The organism is Bacillus sp. JAS24-2 (assembly GCF_008274905.1).
Taxonomy (GTDB): domain Bacteria; phylum Bacillota; class Bacilli; order Bacillales; family Bacillaceae_G; genus Bacillus_A; species Bacillus_A cereus.
Genome location: NZ_CP031068.1, coordinates 4955775 through 4974611 on the forward strand (window position 1 = coordinate 4955775; position 18837 = coordinate 4974611).

The following is an 18837-nucleotide window of genomic DNA, read 5'->3' on the forward strand; positions in this document are numbered from 1 at the left end:
AACGTTATCATAATGTATATATTTCCATAAAAAACATAACCTATTTCATGTCTATTTATTTTATATGTGTTTTTTTGAAGAATTTTCTTTTTATTTAAACTTTTCATTAGACGTTTGACCTCCGATGTCCATTATGATAAGTTACTTAAGATGTTATATTCGTAAACGTATAGACAACTGGTTTATACACTGTTTTTACTATGAGGAAGGAGCATACACTGCATGAATCTTTTATGGGGAATTGGCGGCGTGATTGGAGTATTAGCAATTGCTTTTCTACTATCTTCCAACCGCAAAGCTATTAATTGGCGCACAATTTTAATCGCGCTAGCATTACAAATGTCATTTTCATTTATCGTATTACGATGGGATGCTGGTAAAGCAGGTTTAAAACACGCTGCTGACGGTGTTCAAGGATTAATTAATTTTTCTTACGAGGGAATTAAGTTCGTTACTGGGGATTTAGTCAACGCAAAAGGACCTTGGGGATTTGTATTCTTTATTCAAGCACTACTTCCAATCGTATTTATTAGTTCATTAGTAGCAATCTTATATTATTTCGGTATTATGCAGAAATTTGTTAGCATCGTTGGTGGTGCATTAAGTAAACTTCTTGGAACTTCTAAAGCAGAAAGCTTAAACTCAGTAACGACTGTATTTTTAGGACAAACTGAAGCTCCAATCTTAATTAAACCTTACTTAGCACGCTTAACAAATAGTGAATTCTTCACTATTATGGTAAGCGGTATGACAGCTGTTGCTGGATCCGTTCTTGTCGGTTATGCAGCAATGGGTATTCCGTTAGAGCACTTATTAGCAGCTGCAATTATGGCGGCTCCATCGAGCTTATTAATTGCGAAACTAATCATGCCAGAGACAGAAAAAGTAGATAATAACGTTGAACTTTCTACAGAACGTGAAGATGCAAATGTTATTGATGCAGCTGCACGCGGCGCATCTGAAGGTATGCAACTTGTTATTAACGTAGCAGCAATGTTAATGGCTTTCATCGCATTAATCGCTTTATTAAATGGATTATTAGGATGGGTTGGTTCTCTGTTCGATATTAAACTTAGTCTTGATTTAATCTTTGGTTACTTATTATCACCATTCGCAATCTTAATCGGGGTTTCTCCTGGTGAAGCGATACAAGCAGCAAGCTTTATCGGTCAAAAACTTGCAATCAACGAATTCGTTGCATACGCAAACTTAGGACCACACATGGCAGAGTTCTCTGACAAAACAAATCTAATTTTAACATTTGCAATCTGTGGATTTGCAAACTTCTCTTCTATCGCAATTCAATTAGGTGTAACAGGAACGTTAGCTCCTACTCGCCGTAAACAAATTGCACAATTAGGGATTAAAGCAGTTATCGCTGGTACATTAGCGAACTTCTTAAACGCAGCAGTTGCAGGTATGATGTTCCTATAAACTTATATAGAGTCTTCTCTTTCTACAAGAGGAGACTTTTTTCATGCAATCCAAACGTCTTTTATGTATCTATTAATCAATTTATCCTAAATATAAGCACATTATGATACAATAATGTTTAAGTCTTTTTATTTTTCTTATGAAAATAGAGATACTACTTGTTGTTGCCCTTCAAAAGAGTTTAACGACATGGTCAATTTCTTAATAATTGCGCATACTACAAGTATCTATTGATGAAATAGCTTTAAGGAGGAAAGTTTTGTGAAAGATAAGTTCTATAAAATCCTCTCTATGTGGATTTTACAAATTGTATTTTATTTTACTACTGTATATGTGACGAAATATGAGCATGCTCTCATTTTTACAATAATATACGTAATCGTAAATGTACTATTCTTATTTTTAGCTGACAAAACAGCATTTGTTTTCTTCATACTAGGAACCATTATTTCCGTATTTTATTTGTTCTATCAAGCATGGCTTCACTTATGGAGTACATCAGATCAATGGCAATATATGATTACCCACTTCCTGATGGCAGCTAACTTCTTCATTGTATATATAACAACTCACCTATTGAAAAAAGTGATTCATGAAAATAAAGCTTTAACTGAGCGTGTGAGAACATTGGAACAATATATTGGAGAATCCAAATTACTAACAAGACAAGAATTCGAGAGACGCCAAGCGTTATTAACGACTGCAATGAATCGTCGTAATGAAACAGGCATTATTGTTTACTTTGATTTCACTTCCTTTAGTAAATATACAAAGGAAAGTGTTATGGACCGTGTAGCTTCTTTATTAGTTGAAACGGTAAGGAATGATTTTGACCTTGCTGCTGAATATGATAATAATACGCTAGTTATTTTATTACAAAACACAAATGAAGCTGGTGCTGATATTGTAATGAACCGCCTAAAACCAAAAATGGAGCAATGGCTTGCTGCTGAAGCAATCAAAGATATAAAAATTTCACGCGAGCAAATTGGAAACAAAGGACAGACACTGTTATGATGACTCTCGTTATACTTCTTTTATTCCTTCTGTTTTGCGTACTCGTTTTTTGGATTAGTATCACATTTTCAATTAAATATGTACTTATTTTTACGGCCTTTCTATTCTCTGGCTTACTCGTTTACTACTCTTTCTTAACAATCGCGGGCTTAATTCACCGAAATAGTAAACGAAAAGATCGTACGCTAGAACATTATCCGAGCGTCGATATTTTCATACCTGCCCATAATGAAGGCGTCGTTATTAAAGATACTTTAGAGGCGATGGCAAAGATTGAATATCCAGGAAAGCTAACTATTTATTTATTAAATGATAACTCTCAAGATGAAACACCTGAAATCGGAGATGATTTCGACAAAGCTTATGCTCATATTTGCCATATTCGTGTTCCTCCCGGTGAACCGAAGGGTAAATCACGTGTACTAAACTATGGGCTTAGTATTTCAGATGGTGAGTACTTCTGTGTTTACGATGCAGATAACCAACCTGAACCACACGCACTGCGAATGCTTGTAGAGCACGCTGAAACAACTGAAGATGCTGTTGGAGCTGTTGGACACGTTCGTACAGTAAACGAAAACAGAAACTGGTTGACGCGAATGATTTCGCTAGAATTCCAAATCTTCCAGCTCCTTATGCAATCTGGACGCTGGTTACTATTCCAAACAGGCTCGCTGACAGGAACAAACATGCTTCTTCGTCGCTCCGCACTAGAAGAGCTTGGTGGCTATGACCCTTACGCAATTGCAGAAGATGCTGAATTAACATTACGAATTACACAAAAAGGTTATCTCTTACCAATCGTCCCAGAATCAGTTACTTGGGAACAAGAACCAGAGCATTTAAAAATTCTTATTAAACAACGTACACGTTGGCTCCAAGGAAATTTATATATTTTAGAAAAAATGTTCTCATCATTAAGTTTCTTTAAAGGAAAGCTGCTTGTTCATTCCTTACAACAAGTTCTGGTGTATGTTGTATTTTGGCTATTCCTAATCATTTCGAACGTTTGGTTTGTAATTGGGCTGCTCGGGATATTCCAAATTCAATATAGCATTCCGCTACTATTTATGTGGTATGTTGCATATATTACATATGTTTCTCAATTATTTAGTGCCCAGAGTGTCGAACGAACCTTTACACCGACTAATATTTTTATTAGCGTTATTATGTACTTTACGTACGCACAGCTCTTTACGTACTTATTTATTCGTAGCTTAATCTTATACTTACGTGCAAAGAGCAAGAAACAAGTCATTGGCTGGGATAAAACAGTTCGATTTAAAAAAGATAAATAATAAAAATAAGCACAGAGCGCCGTATGCTCTGTGCTTATTTATTGCCGTATAAATTATATATCAGACAATACCCCTTAGCTGAAAGTAATTTCACGTCCATCCCCCAACGAACGATCGACCTTCATTTATATACGAAAAAGTGATTGCTATTTTTGTAGAACCAATTGCTTCTCTTGCTGTTCTTTGCGCGTTTCAGTCTTAGGTTCCGTGCTTTCTTGGACACTACGATGTGCCACACGTTTCAAACAAATATGCTTCCACTTTCTTTCGTAACGTTTCATTATTCTAGATGTCCCCCTTGAATGCGCTTTAAAACTATTTGAAATCGCTTACAGGAAATAATATAGCACATATATATAAACGTGACAACACATTTCCGACAATTTTTTGTCAAAAATATGAATAGAATTCGTAAGGGATCGAATATTGTCGAAACCTATCGTTTTTTCTTCGTATAAAAGGCATACTACTTATATGGTAAAGTATTTTATTTCCCCTACCCGCATTTCAAATTCCTTCTATATAAAGTGAAACTTTCATTAGCCATCACCAATCGGGCTTTTACAAGCAGCTCGATTTATTTGCTTTTGCTGAATTTTGAGGTGGGGTTCTTACTGCTCAGCAAATAGAGGGATAAAAAAAGAGCTGATATGAAATCAGCTCTTTTCCTTCTATTATTAATGACGCTTCATACGTCCTTCTTTTTGTAACTCTTTAAATAATGCTGCCATCATAAAGAAAATAACAAAGACGAACGGGAATGCTGCAATGATAGCTGCCGTTTGTAATGCTTCTAATCCGCCAATATATAATAGCGTAGAAGCTATCGCGGCTAGAACGATACCCCAAATCATTTTAATACGATTTGGTGGGTTTAAACTACCATGTGTCGTTAACATCCCTAAAACGAATGTTGCAGAGTCTGCAGATGTAATAAAGAATGTTGCAATAAGTAAAATACCTAAAACTGATAAAGCTGATCCAAAGCTGCCCATCTGATCGAACATAGCGAATAACCCTACTTCTGTTCCCATCTCTTTCACTTTTTCGAAGATATGTGCATCACCAAACAGCTCCATATGAATACCTGTTCCGCCGAAAACAGAGAACCAAAGTGCACCAATTACGGTCGGCACAAGTAACACACCGATTACAAACTCACGAATTGTACGTCCTCGTGAAACACGAGCAATAAACGTACCTACGAATGGTGACCATGCAATCCACCATGCCCAATAGAAAATTGTCCACGATTGAATCCATTGGTTTCCACCTTCGTCTAATGGACTTAAACGGAAGCTCATGCTTGGTAATTCCTGAATGTAAGAACCGATTGTTGAAGTGAAGTAATTCATAATAAAGTTTGTTGGACCCGCAAATAATACAATAATCATAAGTGCAAACGCAAAAATAATGTTCGTATTACTTAAATATTTAATTCCTTTATCAAGACCTGTTTGCGCAGATAACATAAATAATACTGTTACGATTGCAATAATAACTAACTGTGTCGTTAATGAATTTGGGATAGATGTTAAATAGCTAACACCACCTGCAATTTGTTTTGCACCGAGACCTAATGACGTTGCAACACCAAACACAGTTGCAAAAACAGCTAACACATCAAATGAATGAGCAATACGCCCGTGTTCCCCGCCCTTAAATAACGGACCTACTGTCGCACTAATCGTACTTGCTTTTCCTTTTCTAAAGGTAAAGTAAGCAATACATAACGCTACAAACGCATATAGTCCCCAAGGATGTAATCCCCAATGGAAAAATGAAAAACGCAGTGCAAGACGCGCACTTTCCTCAGTTGCACCTTCTCCAAACGGAGGTGCGTATAAATGGTTTAATGGTTCAGCAACGCCCCAGAAAACTAAGCCGATACCCATACCAGCACTAAATAGCATAGCAAACCATGTCATATAACTATAATCAGGTTCGTCATCATCTTTACCTAGACGAATAGAACCGTATTTCGAAACAATTAAAAAGATAGACACACCTAAAATAATAGAAACGGAAATAATATAAAACCAGCCGAACTTACTAACTAATGCAGTTTGAATTGCGGTTGTTACATTTCCTAAACTACCTTTTCCAATAATAGATTCGGGAATAATCCCCCAAATTGTAAATGCAATACATAATGTTAATGAAACGATGAATGTTTTTGTCAGTTTCCTCATCAAATCCCCCTTCGTAGGTTTCGCTTTTGTAAATAACATAAATTCCGATATGTAAAATCGGATAGAAAACTATAATTTTGCAGTGATTTTCTTACTTTCACCTTCACCAATTCGAATTCTTATGGACAGCCTTACCTTTCGTATAACCTTTTCACTCTGCAAGAGCTACAAGTTAGAAATACTGCTGTCAAATTGTGTGAGAAAAACGCGGATAGGAATGTATTTTCCTAAAAAAGGATGTGTTACATATGTAAAAAAGGGCAAATTTCTTCCTTGCAACCCTTTCGTTTTGTAACAATTATGCGGTTTTTTTGCTAGTATATAGCACGTGTTTATAGCTTCACAAACAAAATGTTTATGTTTATATAACTATATTACCCATAAAACGGTAAAATACTCAAGGAATGTAATCGTTTAGTAAACATCATGTAACATTCCTGTAATATTTTTATTTACGTCGAAAAAAACATGTTGTATTAAATATTTTGAATATAACTAGAAACCTATGAGTCATATAGAATGAAAAACGCTTTCCTATATTTTTTGTTATATTACAGGATATTAACGACTTATTACGAATGGTTTGTAATTGTGTGTTTTCCCCAAATCCGAAAAAATCTGTTGCTATAATGAGGACACGAAAACAAACGCAATGGAGGCTATCATGAAAAAATTAATTGGTATAGCAACAGCAGCAGTTTTTGGTCTTGGGATTTTCACATCATCTGCTAATGCAGAAACTGTTGTAACAACAGACGTACTAAACGTACGCGAAAACCCTACTACGGAATCAAAAGTTGTCGGTAAATTACTAAACGGTAATAAAATAGATGTACAAAATACAGAGAACGGATGGTCAAAAGTTACTTTAGACGGTAAAGACGCATTCGTAAGTGCAGAGTTCACAAAAAGCATCTACTACGTAACAGCTAACGTATTAAACGTACGTGCTGAAGCGAACACAAACTCAGAGGTTCTTGGAAAGTTGAAGAAAGACGATGTAATCGAAACAACGAACCAAGTACAAAATGAGTGGTTACAATTTGAATATAACGGGAAAACAGCTTATGTTCATGTTCCTTTCTTAACAGGTACAGCACCTGTAATTGAGAAACAAGAAACAACGGCTCCTGCTAAAGCTGAAGCACCAGCTAAGGCTCAAACACCTGTAGCACAAGCAAAACCAGCTGCTAAGCCTGCTGTGAAAGCTGCTGAAACTAGCGAACCATCTGGTGGTCGTGAGTTAACAGTTGTAGCTACAGCATATACAGCTCACCCGAGCGAAAACGGTGGCACATATGGCGGCCGTGTATTAACTGCAATGGGTCATGATTTAACTGCGAATCCAAACATGAAAATGATCGCTGTTGACCCGAAAGTAATCCCATTAGGATCTAAAGTATGGGTAGAAGGTTACGGAGAAGCTATCGCTGGAGATACTGGTGGTGCAATTAAAGGTAACCGTATTGATATCTTACTTGGATCAGATAGCGCTGCTCAAAAATGGGGACGCAAAACTGTTAAAGTGAAAATTTTAAAATAACCAATGACTGCTAAATTACAAGCCGGTTCTCTTTATTGAGAGCTGGCTTTTATTTATAATACATATAAGGAGGCTATGCCCATGAATGTACAAGCAAAAGTAGACTGGATTGGTACGCCAAAACCGTACATATATAAAGATGAAGTAACATATAACGCTACGTCTATTGATTTCTCACTCGCTGGCGATGATAACCGCTATAAGTTAATTGTGCTCAAGTCTGAAAACAATACACATTACAAAATTGTGCAATATGGAATAAAACCAGGCTCTCAAAAGCCATTTCCTATCGACATTCCATTTGAACAAAACATGTTACCAATTATAGAGCAGATATTACATGATCCATATGTACAAGAAATATTAAAGGAAACACACTCATAATTGTAAAAAAATATATCAACGATTTTTCAATTATATCTATCATAACTTACGATATATCAACGGTTCGACACGAAATATCGATTTAGCTACAAAAAAGAAGCTGTTCAAATATTGAACAGCTTCTCTCATATTAACGAGTTGGACCAGATACATCTTCTGATTTCAACGTATTATTTGCACCAAGAGAATGATACAACATCTTTCCATTTCCATTCACAGTTACAATATGTTCGTTATTAAAACTTTTGAACTTCACAGATCCATCACCGTAACGAATATGATACTCTTCATATGTCGTTACTTTATATTTCGTATCACTTTGACGCTCTACATTACGAACTTCCATCGTTAATAAGTCTTCTGTAATTCCTTTTTTGTGTAAATACTGTATATAATCACGGTCTTCCTTATACGATTTCCCGCTCTTATCATAATTCTTTTCAATTAAACTAAAATCATTTAATGAAATTGCACGTACGTTATCATAAATATGATTTCTTACAAATTCGCCCACTGCTGAACTTGATGTTTCTTTCGGGAATTTTAAGTAATACGTGCTTTGGTCTCCAATTTTAACACTTTCAGATTTCATCACACCAAAATCAGTAGTTTTCTCTAAATGTACTTCTACTGTTTCATCTGTGGATACAGGGCCAAGCTTATAACTTCCATAATTTAATTTTCCACGTTTTTTCCCATTCACAAATACAGTTGCATCACTTTCATCAGAAGAAATGCTTACATACTTACCTTCAAGCGATAAATCCACTTTCACCTTCTCGCTCTGTTCATCCGCTAAATCTACTTCTTTCTCTGTTTCTAATTCAGTCAGTTCTGTCTTCGCCGTTGCCTTTACAACATATGTACCTGGGAAGTATGGCCCCAACTCTTTCGAAGTTTTATCACTAGAAAGCTCTGTTTCTTTTTTGTCATTCACATGTATTTCTGCATTTTTTGCAGTTGTACTAATGCTCATATAATAAGATTTCATGCTAAACTTATACTTTGGATATAAGAACCACTCTTTTCCCTCTTCTACTATTTCCCCGTCCTTAAATGAAGATTTATCTTTAGTTAACTTTTGATCTACTGTCTCTTTCTGTAAATAAGACAGTAATTGTTTGTTGTAAGAAGGATTCTCTTTTAAATAACGCATGTACGCTTTAATATCCTCTGTCTTAATCTTTAAGCTTGAATCATTCGCTTTTACAAACTCATCAATTGCATTAATATCTTTCTTTTGGAATGCTTCAATCATTACATTTACTTGCTTTTCTTTTGAAAACTTATATGCTCCAAATTTATATGCCCCAAATAATAATGCAGCAATAACAGCAAAACCAATGATCAAAAATAAATTTTTCTTACTTTTCACTGATTTTGTCTCGCTTTGTAATTCTGTATATGAAGCAGCAGTGTTATCAACGATTACTTCTACTTTACTCCCACACTCCGGACAAAAGTTCAAATGGTCTGCAACGTTCTTTTTACATGTTCCACAAAACTTCAACGTGCTCTCCTCCTATTTTTTAGCTAATTTCATTCCAGCAAATGCCGCTACATATGTCACAATCAAGCTAAACAAAGTTAAATATATAAATGAATTTTGCATAGATAATACCGTTCCACTTGTTCCAAATAAACCTGTTACCGTTCCTGAAACATTAATTTGGAACTTAGAAATCATATTCATTACAATCATCATAATTGTGTAAGAACCACTACATACCGCTAATGTAATATATATATTGGCGGTCGGTAATTTAGCTAACTTTCTTCCCGCTCTAAACATAAAGAACAATGGAATAATAAGCAGTAATAAACCATAATGGAATACATTATTCACTTTATCAAATTCTGCAAGGCTTTCCTCATTTGCTCCTTTTGAAATCAATATCTCTCTAAGCTCTACGCCATTTACAGAGACGCCTGATATAAATGAAAACGATAGTGTGCTCTCATATGTATTTGATTTCTTACCAATTCTAGTAAATTCTTTACTAAGTGCTGGACTTGATACTTCTAACGGCGCAAAATGAGCCATACTCCATAATTGAGGTGTTAACTCTAATGCTAATAATGTACTTTCAGATTTTAAAGTTGTTATTTCTTTTAATGGTTCAATACCGTCTTCCTTACTTACTAACGCCATAATACAAACCGCTACCGCTGTTACTAAAAGTCCTTTTATCATAGCTGAAACACCGTAATACACAGACGCTCCATATGGCATTAACTCTTGAAATGCTACTGCCATATTGTTTTTGCTTGTATGAGCAATAAATCCTAATAAGGTAAATAATGTCCCACATACAAAACCACTCAATAAACTCTTAATCGCTGAATAGCCAACCGTAATTTTACCTGCTTCTGAGAATGGAATTGCAAAAGATTGTGATGCTATAAAACTTATAATGAATAAAAAGACGCCATAAATAATACCAACTGTTGCTGCCATAAAGATTTGATCTTTAATCGTTTTCGCAACATGCTGTTTCCCTAACCAAATTCCTGTACCAGCGAAAATAATAAATGGAATGATTAATAATAATGTAAATGGAGTATGCCAAGATAAAGAAAATATCAATCCACTATCATCGTTAGCTGTAAAACCAAGTAAATGGTAACTTAACATCGTAGAAGTTGCACTCGAATAAAAACTTGGCAACATTTCTAATTCTTTTGCAAATTTGCTAAACATCTCACTTAACATAGAAGCAAATAATAAACTACCAATCCAACCAGCAATTAACATGAGAATACTTGCAACAGCCCCACCAATAAAACCTTTTTGTAAAACGGCTTTATCTGCTTTAAATTCAACTTTAGGAGCACCATCCATTGTAGGCAATTTTACAGATTGTTCTTTTTTCTTCACAACAGATAAAGAATACCCACACTTTTGACAATATAAATTTTTTTGAGCATTTTCACTGCCACAACCTTTGCAGTATTTTGCAGTATCTTTTTCTAATGTTACTGCATCTATAGCTCCTGCAATCTCCATACTACCTTCATTTGGGCAATAATTTACTTCTTCACCATGTTGTTTTCCACATGTGCGACAATACATTTAATTCACTCCCCACTTTGCTTAATTCCACAAACTGGACAGTAAGTAGAGTTTTTATCGATATGCTCATTACATGAAATACAATTTACCGTTTCACCTTCATTTTCTACTGCTAACATCGGGTTAGGTTTTCCACACGAACCACAAAACTTATCATTTATTGATAAAGGTCCACCACATTCACATGTAGCTTTTTCACCTTGTTGTTTTTGCAATTCAACAATGCGCTTTCTTGCTTGATAAATAGCTACATCAAATTCTTGAACTGGAGCAATCATTTCTTTTAAGCTCGCTTCATTTACTCCACTTCCTCTTAATTGAACATACACTTGCTGCCCAACCTCTAATAGAACCTCTGCTTTTTTCTGCATTTGCACTTGCATTCCCTTTTTCAATTGAGCAATTTCTTGTGCAACTTGCAACTTCATTTTCCCTTGTTCTATTCCTTCTTGTAACTTATTCATTCCACTACCTAACTTCGTCTGTAAATCTGACAAATTATTTCTCCTCCTATACGTATATATTCATATATGAAATTGACATTTTATATATTACCATGATTTTCAAGTTATGTAATCCAAATTTCATTTTTTCTGTTTTGAGCATTTTTTGTTTATAATGGTAAAGGAAAGAAATATGTGTACGGAGGAATATTATGCTGCAACACTCAATTACGAAAGATGAAATTATGATGATTGCGAATGAGTTCGTTCAAGGACTAGATCCGCAGCAAACAGCTGATCAGGAACATGTCGCTACAGCTCGGCACCTATATCGTAGTGGTGTTGTCTACAACGTTGACTTTGATGGTTATACACTATCAGGAACTGTAGATGCGGAAGGCAACGTATATAGCGTTCATATTCCGATTCGTAATGTCACTGAAAGTTATTGTGATTGCTTCGCACCAACACAATGTGAGCATATGCTCGCTGTATTACTATCTGCAGCGTCTAGTTTCGGGCAAGTAGGAGATGTATTAACTTTATTTAAAAATAATACGAAACCTTCCCTTCCTCCTATTAGAACTGCAAGACAAGTATTGCAATCATCAGCTTTTGAAGAAACGGATTATAAAAGTTGGGAATCATATTTTGAAAAAGAATATGATTCATTTAAAAAAGAACAAGCTCGCCTTACTTATAAACAAATGTATTTTCTTATGAGTATCTTTACAGATTTCTATACGAAGCTTGAGCGGAAAGCTCCGCGCGTCATCGCCATACATGAATTATTCAGGTTACATGCAGCAATTTACTGCTTTCAAAAATTATTAGAAGAAATTCAGGCATTCGAAGCAAACAAAACGTATTCTTATCACCAACCTGTTAATGTCGTTCGCCTATTTGTAGATAAAGTGGAATCCATCGTTCGGGACTTACAATCAGAAGCGATTCCTTCAGAGTCTGAAATAATTTTGCAAGAAACAGCTCGTCTCGTTCATGAAGTATTCTTCTCTACCGATGCTTATACGCAAGAGCGATTTTTCATTTATCGTCACATATGGAGTGAACTTTTAAACAATAAAGAGAACATACAAGAGGAAGAAAAACGAATCGATACGAAAATCAATCCACTATCCAAAGCATTAGCGTCTTCTCATCTTCTCTTTTTAAATGATGAAGATGTACTAGCGATGGACTTACTAAAGAAACAACCTGCTTCTGTTGTGAGTCTATACTTCTATTGGTTAGAAGAACTATTAAGTGCCATGCAATGGGATCGTGCAAAAAACTGGCTTTCCTTTACGTATAAACAAGTAAAGAAAACGATCCAAGATCACGAAAATACGATTTTCATAAAAGATATCGTTCGGCTATTTGTAATCATGTATGAAACATACGCAACACATACAAATGAACAAGCTGGTTTTGAAATGATTTTACAAGAACTATTACCGTATAGTTTCACAAACTACGAACAGTACGTACTCGCGAAAAAACAGTATCGCACATGGGCAGAGCTTCATCTCTTATATGGATTTGAGGCAATTGAACTGTTGAAAGAGCCACTGAAAGATATTGAAAAAGAAGCGCCAGAAGTGGCACTTCCTCTTTACCATCTTGCTGCTGTAGAGGCGATTGAAGAACGAAATCGTAAATCATATAAACGTGCAGTTCGTTACTTAAAGAAATTACGTACATTATATAAACGATTAAAACGCACCGATGAATGGGATGCTTTCATTATTCACATCGCCAATCTCCATTCACGTCTGCGTGCACTACAAGAGGAATTACGGAAAGGAAAATTAATCGATGATCAATCAAACTGAAGTAACAATTAGGCTCCAGCATGTTAGTCAAGGTTGGTTCCTTTGGGGAGAAGATGACAGCGGTACTCCATTATCCGTAACAAGTTGGAAACGAAATGCATTCACATGGCACTCCACTTCTTTCTACGGTACGTTTCTAAAAGAAGCAACCTTCGAAGGAAAACAAGGTGTGCTGCTAACAAATGCACAAGCCTTTGAATACATTGCAAACAAACCGATGAATTCCTTTGCACATATTCAAATAAACGGCACGATTACAGCACTTACGAAAGATGCAAATGAACTATGGGATGCCTTTACGAGTGGTAGTTTCGTACCAGATATGAATCATTGGCCTAAACAACCATCTTGGAAAGTTCAAAATACACCAATTGAAGATGACACATTAGCATCGCTTTTCTCAGCAGCAGTAAATGAAAGCATATTACAAGACAACCGCTCAAATGACGGCTGGGAAGATGCTAAAAGACTATATGAACATTATGACTTTACGAAAAGACAACTGGAAACAGCACTACATGAAGAAGATTGGCTTCGGAAAATTGGTTATATTGAAGATGATCTTCCGTTTACAATCGGACTAAGACTACAAGAACCACAAGAAGAATTTGAAATGTGGAAGCTTGAAACAATTGTGACACCAAAGCGCGGGGCGCATCGCATATATGTATATGAAAACATCGATTCCTTACCGAAAAGATGGCACGATTACGAAGAACGGATTACAGAAACACAAGAAGGTTTTAGTAAACTCATACCGTGGTTAAAAGAAGGAGATACGTTCCGAAATGAGCTCTTTGAAACAGAAGCTTGGAACTTCTTAACAGAAGCAAGCAATGAATTACTTGCGGCCGGCATTACAATTTTACTACCATCATGGTGGCAAAATTTAAAAGCAACAAAACCGAAATTACGTGTCCAGCTGAAGCAAAATACAGCACAAACACAATCGTTCTTCGGTATGAATACGCTCGTTAATTTTGATTGGCGCATTTCGACGAACGGCATTGATTTATCAGAAAGCGAATTTTTTGAACTCGTTGAACAAAATAAACGTCTATTTAATATAAATGGTCAATGGATGCGACTAGATCCAGCCTTTATCGAAGAAGTAAGGAAACTCATGAACCGTGCCGATAAATACGGACTAGAGATGAAAGATGTCCTGCAGCAACATTTATCAAATACGGCTGAAACAGAAATTGTAGAAGATGATAGTCCGTTTACTGATATTGAAATCGAACTAGATGGATATTATGAAGAACTATTCCAAAAGCTGCTTCATATTGGAGATATTCCAAAAGTAGATGTCCCTACTTCACTAAACGCAACACTTCGTCCGTATCAACAACACGGCATTGAATGGTTATTATATTTACGAAAGCTTGGATTTGGAGCATTGCTAGCTGACGATATGGGACTCGGGAAAAGTATTCAAACAATCTCTTACTTACTATATATAAAAGAAAACAATCTCAAAACAGGCCCTGCATTAATCGTAGCGCCGACATCTGTTCTTGGAAATTGGCAAAAAGAATTTGAGCGTTTCGCACCGAATTTACGTGTTCAATTACATTATGGAAGTAATAGAGATAAGGGCAATTCTTTTGAAGATTTCCTTCAATCGGCAGATGTTGTATTAACATCTTATGCATTGGCTCAACTCGATGAGGAAGAACTAACTTCATTATGCTGGGATGCTGTTATTTTGGATGAAGCACAAAATATTAAGAACCCACATACGAAACAGTCGAAAGCAGTACGAAACTTGCAAGCAAATCACAAAATTGCTTTAACTGGTACACCGATGGAAAATCGCCTCGCTGAACTTTGGTCCATTTTCGACTTTATTAATCATGGATATCTCGGAAGCTTAGGGCAATTCCAGCGCCGCTTCGTCACACCGATTGAAAAAGATCGTGATGAAGGAAAAATCCAGCAAGTTCAACGGTTTATCTCACCATTTTTACTGCGCCGAACGAAGAAAGATCAAACAGTCGCATTAAATTTACCAGATAAACAAGAACAAAAAGCTTACTGTCCTCTTACTGGTGAACAAGCTTCCTTATATGAACAACTTGTTCAAGATACACTGCAAAATGTCGAAGGATTAAGTGGAATTGAAAGACGCGGCTTTATATTACTTATGCTGAACAAGCTAAAACAAATTTGTAATCATCCAGCTCTTTATTTAAAAGAAGAAGAGCCACAAAATGTCGTTGAACGCTCTATGAAAACAAAAACGTTAATGGAGCTCATAGAAAATATAAAAGATCAAAATGAAAGTTGCCTCATCTTCACTCAATATATCGGCATGGGGAACATGCTAAAACGTGTGCTAGAAGAAAAATTCGGCCAGCGTGTCCTCTTCTTAAACGGTAGTGTACCGAAAAAAGATCGCGACAAGATGATTGAGGAGTTCCAAAACGGAACGTATGACATTTTCATCTTATCCTTAAAAGCTGGCGGAACAGGATTAAACTTAACCGCTGCCAACCATGTCATTCACTACGATCGTTGGTGGAATCCAGCTGTGGAAAATCAAGCAACAGACCGCGCATATCGCATTGGTCAAAAACGATTTGTTCATGTTCACAAACTCATTACAACAGGAACATTAGAAGAAAAAATTGATGAAATGCTAGAAAGAAAACAATCTCTAAACAATGCGGTCATCACAAGCGATAGTTGGATGACTGAACTATCAACAGACGAACTAAAAGAATTACTCGGTGTATAAAGTGAAACTTTAATTAGGCCAATCACGTAGAGTTTTACTACCCGCAAAAAAAAGCGCTAATCTCGAAATGAGATTAGCGCTTTTTTCTATTCCAAAACCAATTACTTATTATAATCCCCGTTAACCCGCCGCACGTATCAAGCAATGAATCTTGCCACATTGGTGTACGGTCTCCCGTATACCATTGGTGAATTTCATCAAATGTTGCATAACCCGCAACGAAAAGAAGGGCATATATAAAACATCTTTTCCTCGAATAACCTGATCGATGAAAAGCGTAATAAATCAATGAACCTAGCATAAAGAACACCATAAAATGAGCACCTTTACGAAGGAAAAACTCAATAAATCCGCCTACACCTTTATTCGCAATACTAACAGGGGTTCCTCCACCATAATCGATAGATACCCATGAAAAATGCTCTTTCACAAATTCAACATTTACATATTGTTCAATATCTGAACGCATATCCTGCTTTTTATATGGTTGTGCCGAAGAATAGAAAATCAGCCCCATCCATAGTAATACAGGAATCCAAAATAACCATTTACGATTCATTATCCAGAATTCTCCTCTCTTAATCTTTTAAGGGTACCAAAAAAAAGAAAAAATTTCACGCCAAAACATGACATTTGCATCCTATTTATAAAGTGAAAGGAGGTGATACACATGGCAATTGAAACAATCGTAATGGATTTAACTTTACGTCTTGTCTTAAACAACGGATTAGATAAGAACGGCAAAACAGTTTTCAAGAGCAAACAATTTAAACGTGTTAAAACAAATGCGAGCTTAGATCAAGTACACAATGTAGCTGATGCTCTAGCTTCCTTACAAGCATCACCGCTTCACGCTGTACAACTTGTAAGCACATCAGATCTTTCTAAACTATAAAGTAAAACTCGGATCAGTGGGGATTTTATTCATCCCCGCTGATTATTAGCCCGCAATTTAACCGGCAGACCCAAATCCCGTAAATAGCGGGATAAATACAAAGGAGGGAATAACACATGCAAGTACTAGAGTTGATTTTCGCGAAGGAAGATGGAAAAACAGTCGTTTTTTCTATCGATACGCCCATCACACCAATCGATGCACAAGTCGTAAATCAAGTAATGGATACAATCCTTGCCTCATCTGTATTTTCATCCATTGATGAAAATACAAGAAAAAAGGGAGCTCGCCTTGTAGAAAAAAATGTATCTGAAGTTCCCATTACTCTATAAAATGAAAAAGACGAATCTGCATCATTTTGCAGATTCGTCTTTTTTCTTCGGCATTTCAATCGGGATAAAAATCTTTGAAAAACCGACGCATACATACTTATAATGTTCTTCCCCTATATCAAACTCAGTCGTATATGTTGAGAAGAATATATAATCATTTCGCTTCGTATAATGATCAATTAATAACCCAACTTGTGGCTCAACATACTTTTTGGCTAACTTTTTACCGGCCGATGCCAAGTCGCCAAGAAGACCCTCTTCATTCTCTTTTTGAACTTCATCTAGCTTCTTACTCACATCATTACGCTTCATAAACTGCTTCGCTGCCCATTCTGTATATTCTCCCTTACTCGGATTACTGTTTGCTAAATATACTAGGAGAACGACAACTAAAGCCATAATAATATACTTTTTCTTCATACTATATCACCGCCTACTCTTTTCTATTTTCATATATATGTACAAGCGATGCAAATTAGAAAGACTATCACCTATTGATTGTAAACGAATAGCCAAAATTTACAATATGAAATAGAATATTAACAGTAAATTTACTTAATTTATATATAATTATATTCAGAATGAAAATTATAAGGGAGGCTATAGAATTATGGATAATGAAAACAACATTTTTATTTCTAGTTCTACAATGATGCTTGAACCATGTAAACACCCTTATTACCGTACAAAAATTATCGACAGTAGCGGAAACCATCTTTACTCCTGTCAAACTGCTCTCCAACTTATACAGAAATCTTGTCTAACAAATATTCATTCTACTTATCAAGGGAGACGTAATGCTGTAAAAACAAAATTTAAATTCAAACAAAACGTTCCAATTCCGATCAATCATAGAGAATATATTTGTGCTTTCCCAACAGAATCTCCTGCTTCTCCAAATTGTATTTGGCTTTTCTTCAAACATGTTCATACAATAGAGTTTTTCAAAAAAGCTAAACGAGCTAAAATTCATTTTTCAAAAGGAGCTACCGTAACGATACAAATTAGTTCCCATAAGCTAAGTCAGCAATTATGGAAAGCTGGATATGTATTATCCCAAATGAACATGCAAGATTCATCACCTTAATAACAAATAGAATGGAAGGTAGTATTTCCTCACCTTCCATTCTATTTGCTATTTTTATCCTTTTACACTATCGCGCATTTTCTCGAGTGCTTGCCGATACATCCATCTTACTTGATAATATGTCATTTCCGTCTCTAAAGCGATTTCTCCCATCGTCTTCCCTACAAAAAAACGTTCAAAAATAATATACTTCTCCTTCTCGTCTAACACACTCATAAAATCCTTCACTCTTATTTCAACATCTTCAAAATGAAAGATTTCCTCATACTCACCTACACATACACATCTTTCTTGCAAAGTAGATTCTTTCTTCAATCTTTCTAATATATAACCACGCACCGTTACAAGTGCATATGCAGGGAAATACCCCTTCTTTGCATCAAATCTTTCATACGCATGCCAAAGACCAATTAAACCACATTGATAATACTCTTCATAATCTTGACGAATACCTAATTTCTTTATTTGATTTACAATCATCCCTTCATACAAAACAACTGCCTCTTTAAAAGTGGCTAGCTTCACACAGTACCCGTTTCTAAAAGGTATACCTTTCTAGTATTCCGC

At 35.8% G+C, this 18837-nt stretch carries 17 protein-coding genes; 10 read left to right on the plus strand and 7 right to left on the minus strand.

Annotated features, from left to right (window positions below; genetic code table 11):
• Window positions 1-222: 222 nt before the first annotated feature.
• From DN407_RS25820 to DN407_RS25830, 3 genes are all read left to right on the plus strand, one after another.
• Window positions 223-1434 (plus strand): NupC/NupG family nucleoside CNT transporter, encoded by a 1212-nt coding sequence (locus tag DN407_RS25820; RefSeq protein WP_001051029.1) that lies wholly within the window; start codon window positions 223-225, stop codon window positions 1432-1434.
• A 261-nt stretch (window positions 1435-1695) separates the two neighbouring features.
• On the plus strand, window positions 1696-2451 hold the full coding sequence (locus DN407_RS25825; protein WP_000653234.1) for a nucleotidyl cyclase domain-containing protein: 756 nt from the start codon (window positions 1696-1698) through the stop codon (window positions 2449-2451).
• Window positions 2448-3749, plus strand: a complete 1302-nt coding sequence (locus tag DN407_RS25830) for a glycosyltransferase family 2 protein (protein WP_086408243.1) — start codon at window positions 2448-2450, stop codon at window positions 3747-3749. The genes DN407_RS25825 and DN407_RS25830 overlap by 4 nt, the downstream gene beginning before the upstream one ends.
• 677 nt (window positions 3750-4426) lie before the next feature.
• Here DN407_RS25830 and opuD read toward each other — a convergent pair.
• The gene (gene opuD, locus DN407_RS25835) at window positions 4427-5941 is read right to left on the minus strand and encodes a glycine betaine transporter OpuD (protein ID WP_001230117.1); all 1515 of its coding nucleotides are present in this window, start codon (window positions 5939-5941) and stop codon (window positions 4427-4429) included.
• 664 nt (window positions 5942-6605) lie between these two features.
• Between opuD and DN407_RS25845 the strand changes: the two genes are divergently transcribed.
• Window positions 6606-7484, plus strand: a complete 879-nt coding sequence (locus DN407_RS25845; protein ID WP_000733346.1) for a cell wall-binding protein EntA — start codon at window positions 6606-6608, stop codon at window positions 7482-7484.
• 81 nt (window positions 7485-7565) lie between these two features.
• On the plus strand, window positions 7566-7868 hold the full coding sequence (locus DN407_RS25850) for a DUF3910 family protein (RefSeq protein ID WP_001102540.1): 303 nt from the start codon (window positions 7566-7568) through the stop codon (window positions 7866-7868).
• A gap of 130 nt (window positions 7869-7998) precedes the next feature.
• On the opposite strand, the gene DN407_RS25855 is transcribed toward DN407_RS25850, so the two are convergent.
• From DN407_RS25855 to DN407_RS25865, 3 genes are read right to left on the minus strand one after another with little or no spacing between them, the layout of a single operon-like run.
• Complete coding sequence (locus DN407_RS25855) at window positions 7999-9378, minus strand: zinc ribbon domain-containing protein (RefSeq protein WP_000666896.1); 1380 nt, start codon at window positions 9376-9378, stop codon at window positions 7999-8001.
• A 12-nt stretch (window positions 9379-9390) separates the two neighbouring features.
• Window positions 9391-10941: a zinc ribbon domain-containing protein gene (locus DN407_RS25860; RefSeq protein WP_000271640.1), complete on the minus strand. Its 1551-nt coding sequence runs from the start codon at window positions 10939-10941 to the stop codon at window positions 9391-9393.
• Between the two features lie 5 nt (window positions 10942-10946).
• The gene (locus DN407_RS25865) at window positions 10947-11438 is read right to left on the minus strand and encodes a zinc ribbon domain-containing protein (RefSeq protein WP_001281753.1); all 492 of its coding nucleotides are present in this window, start codon (window positions 11436-11438) and stop codon (window positions 10947-10949) included.
• Between the two features lie 158 nt (window positions 11439-11596).
• Between DN407_RS25865 and DN407_RS25870 the strand changes: the two genes are divergently transcribed.
• Entirely contained in the window at window positions 11597-13216 is a 1620-nt protein-coding gene (locus DN407_RS25870) for an SWIM zinc finger family protein (protein ID WP_149216706.1), read from the plus strand.
• Window positions 13200-15956, plus strand: a complete 2757-nt coding sequence (locus DN407_RS25875) for a DEAD/DEAH box helicase (RefSeq protein ID WP_000610111.1) — start codon at window positions 13200-13202, stop codon at window positions 15954-15956. Before DN407_RS25870 ends, DN407_RS25875 begins: the two co-directional genes overlap by 17 nt.
• A 73-nt stretch (window positions 15957-16029) precedes the next feature.
• Here DN407_RS25875 and DN407_RS25880 read toward each other — a convergent pair whose 3' ends face one another.
• Window positions 16030-16515 carry a VanZ family protein gene (locus tag DN407_RS25880; RefSeq protein WP_001080709.1) on the minus strand — a complete coding sequence of 162 codons (486 nt, stop codon included), beginning with the start codon at window positions 16513-16515 and terminating at the stop codon, window positions 16030-16032.
• A gap of 111 nt (window positions 16516-16626) precedes the next feature.
• Here DN407_RS25880 and DN407_RS25885 point away from each other — a divergent pair, with 111 nt between their 5' ends.
• Both DN407_RS25885 and DN407_RS25890 read left to right on the plus strand, forming a co-directional pair.
• The gene (locus DN407_RS25885; RefSeq protein ID WP_149216707.1) at window positions 16627-16851 is read left to right on the plus strand and encodes a DUF1659 domain-containing protein; all 225 of its coding nucleotides are present in this window, start codon (window positions 16627-16629) and stop codon (window positions 16849-16851) included.
• Window positions 16852-16967: 116 nt separating this feature from the next.
• On the plus strand, window positions 16968-17183 hold the full coding sequence (locus tag DN407_RS25890) for a DUF2922 domain-containing protein (RefSeq protein WP_001197593.1): 216 nt from the start codon (window positions 16968-16970) through the stop codon (window positions 17181-17183).
• Window positions 17184-17204: 21 nt separating this feature from the next.
• Here DN407_RS25890 and DN407_RS25895 read toward each other — a convergent pair whose 3' ends face one another.
• The gene (locus DN407_RS25895) at window positions 17205-17603 is read right to left on the minus strand and encodes a DUF4359 domain-containing protein (protein ID WP_000731405.1); all 399 of its coding nucleotides are present in this window, start codon (window positions 17601-17603) and stop codon (window positions 17205-17207) included.
• Between the two features lie 190 nt (window positions 17604-17793).
• Here DN407_RS25895 and DN407_RS25900 point away from each other — a divergent pair, with 190 nt between their 5' ends.
• Entirely contained in the window at window positions 17794-18270 is a 477-nt protein-coding gene (locus tag DN407_RS25900) for a competence protein ComK (RefSeq protein WP_149216708.1), read from the plus strand.
• Window positions 18271-18324: 54 nt separating this feature from the next.
• Here the strand turns inward: DN407_RS25900 and DN407_RS25905 are convergent, their stop codons facing one another.
• Complete coding sequence (locus DN407_RS25905; protein ID WP_149216709.1) at window positions 18325-18795, minus strand: sigma-70 family RNA polymerase sigma factor; 471 nt, start codon at window positions 18793-18795, stop codon at window positions 18325-18327.
• Window positions 18796-18837: the final 42 nt, after the last annotated feature.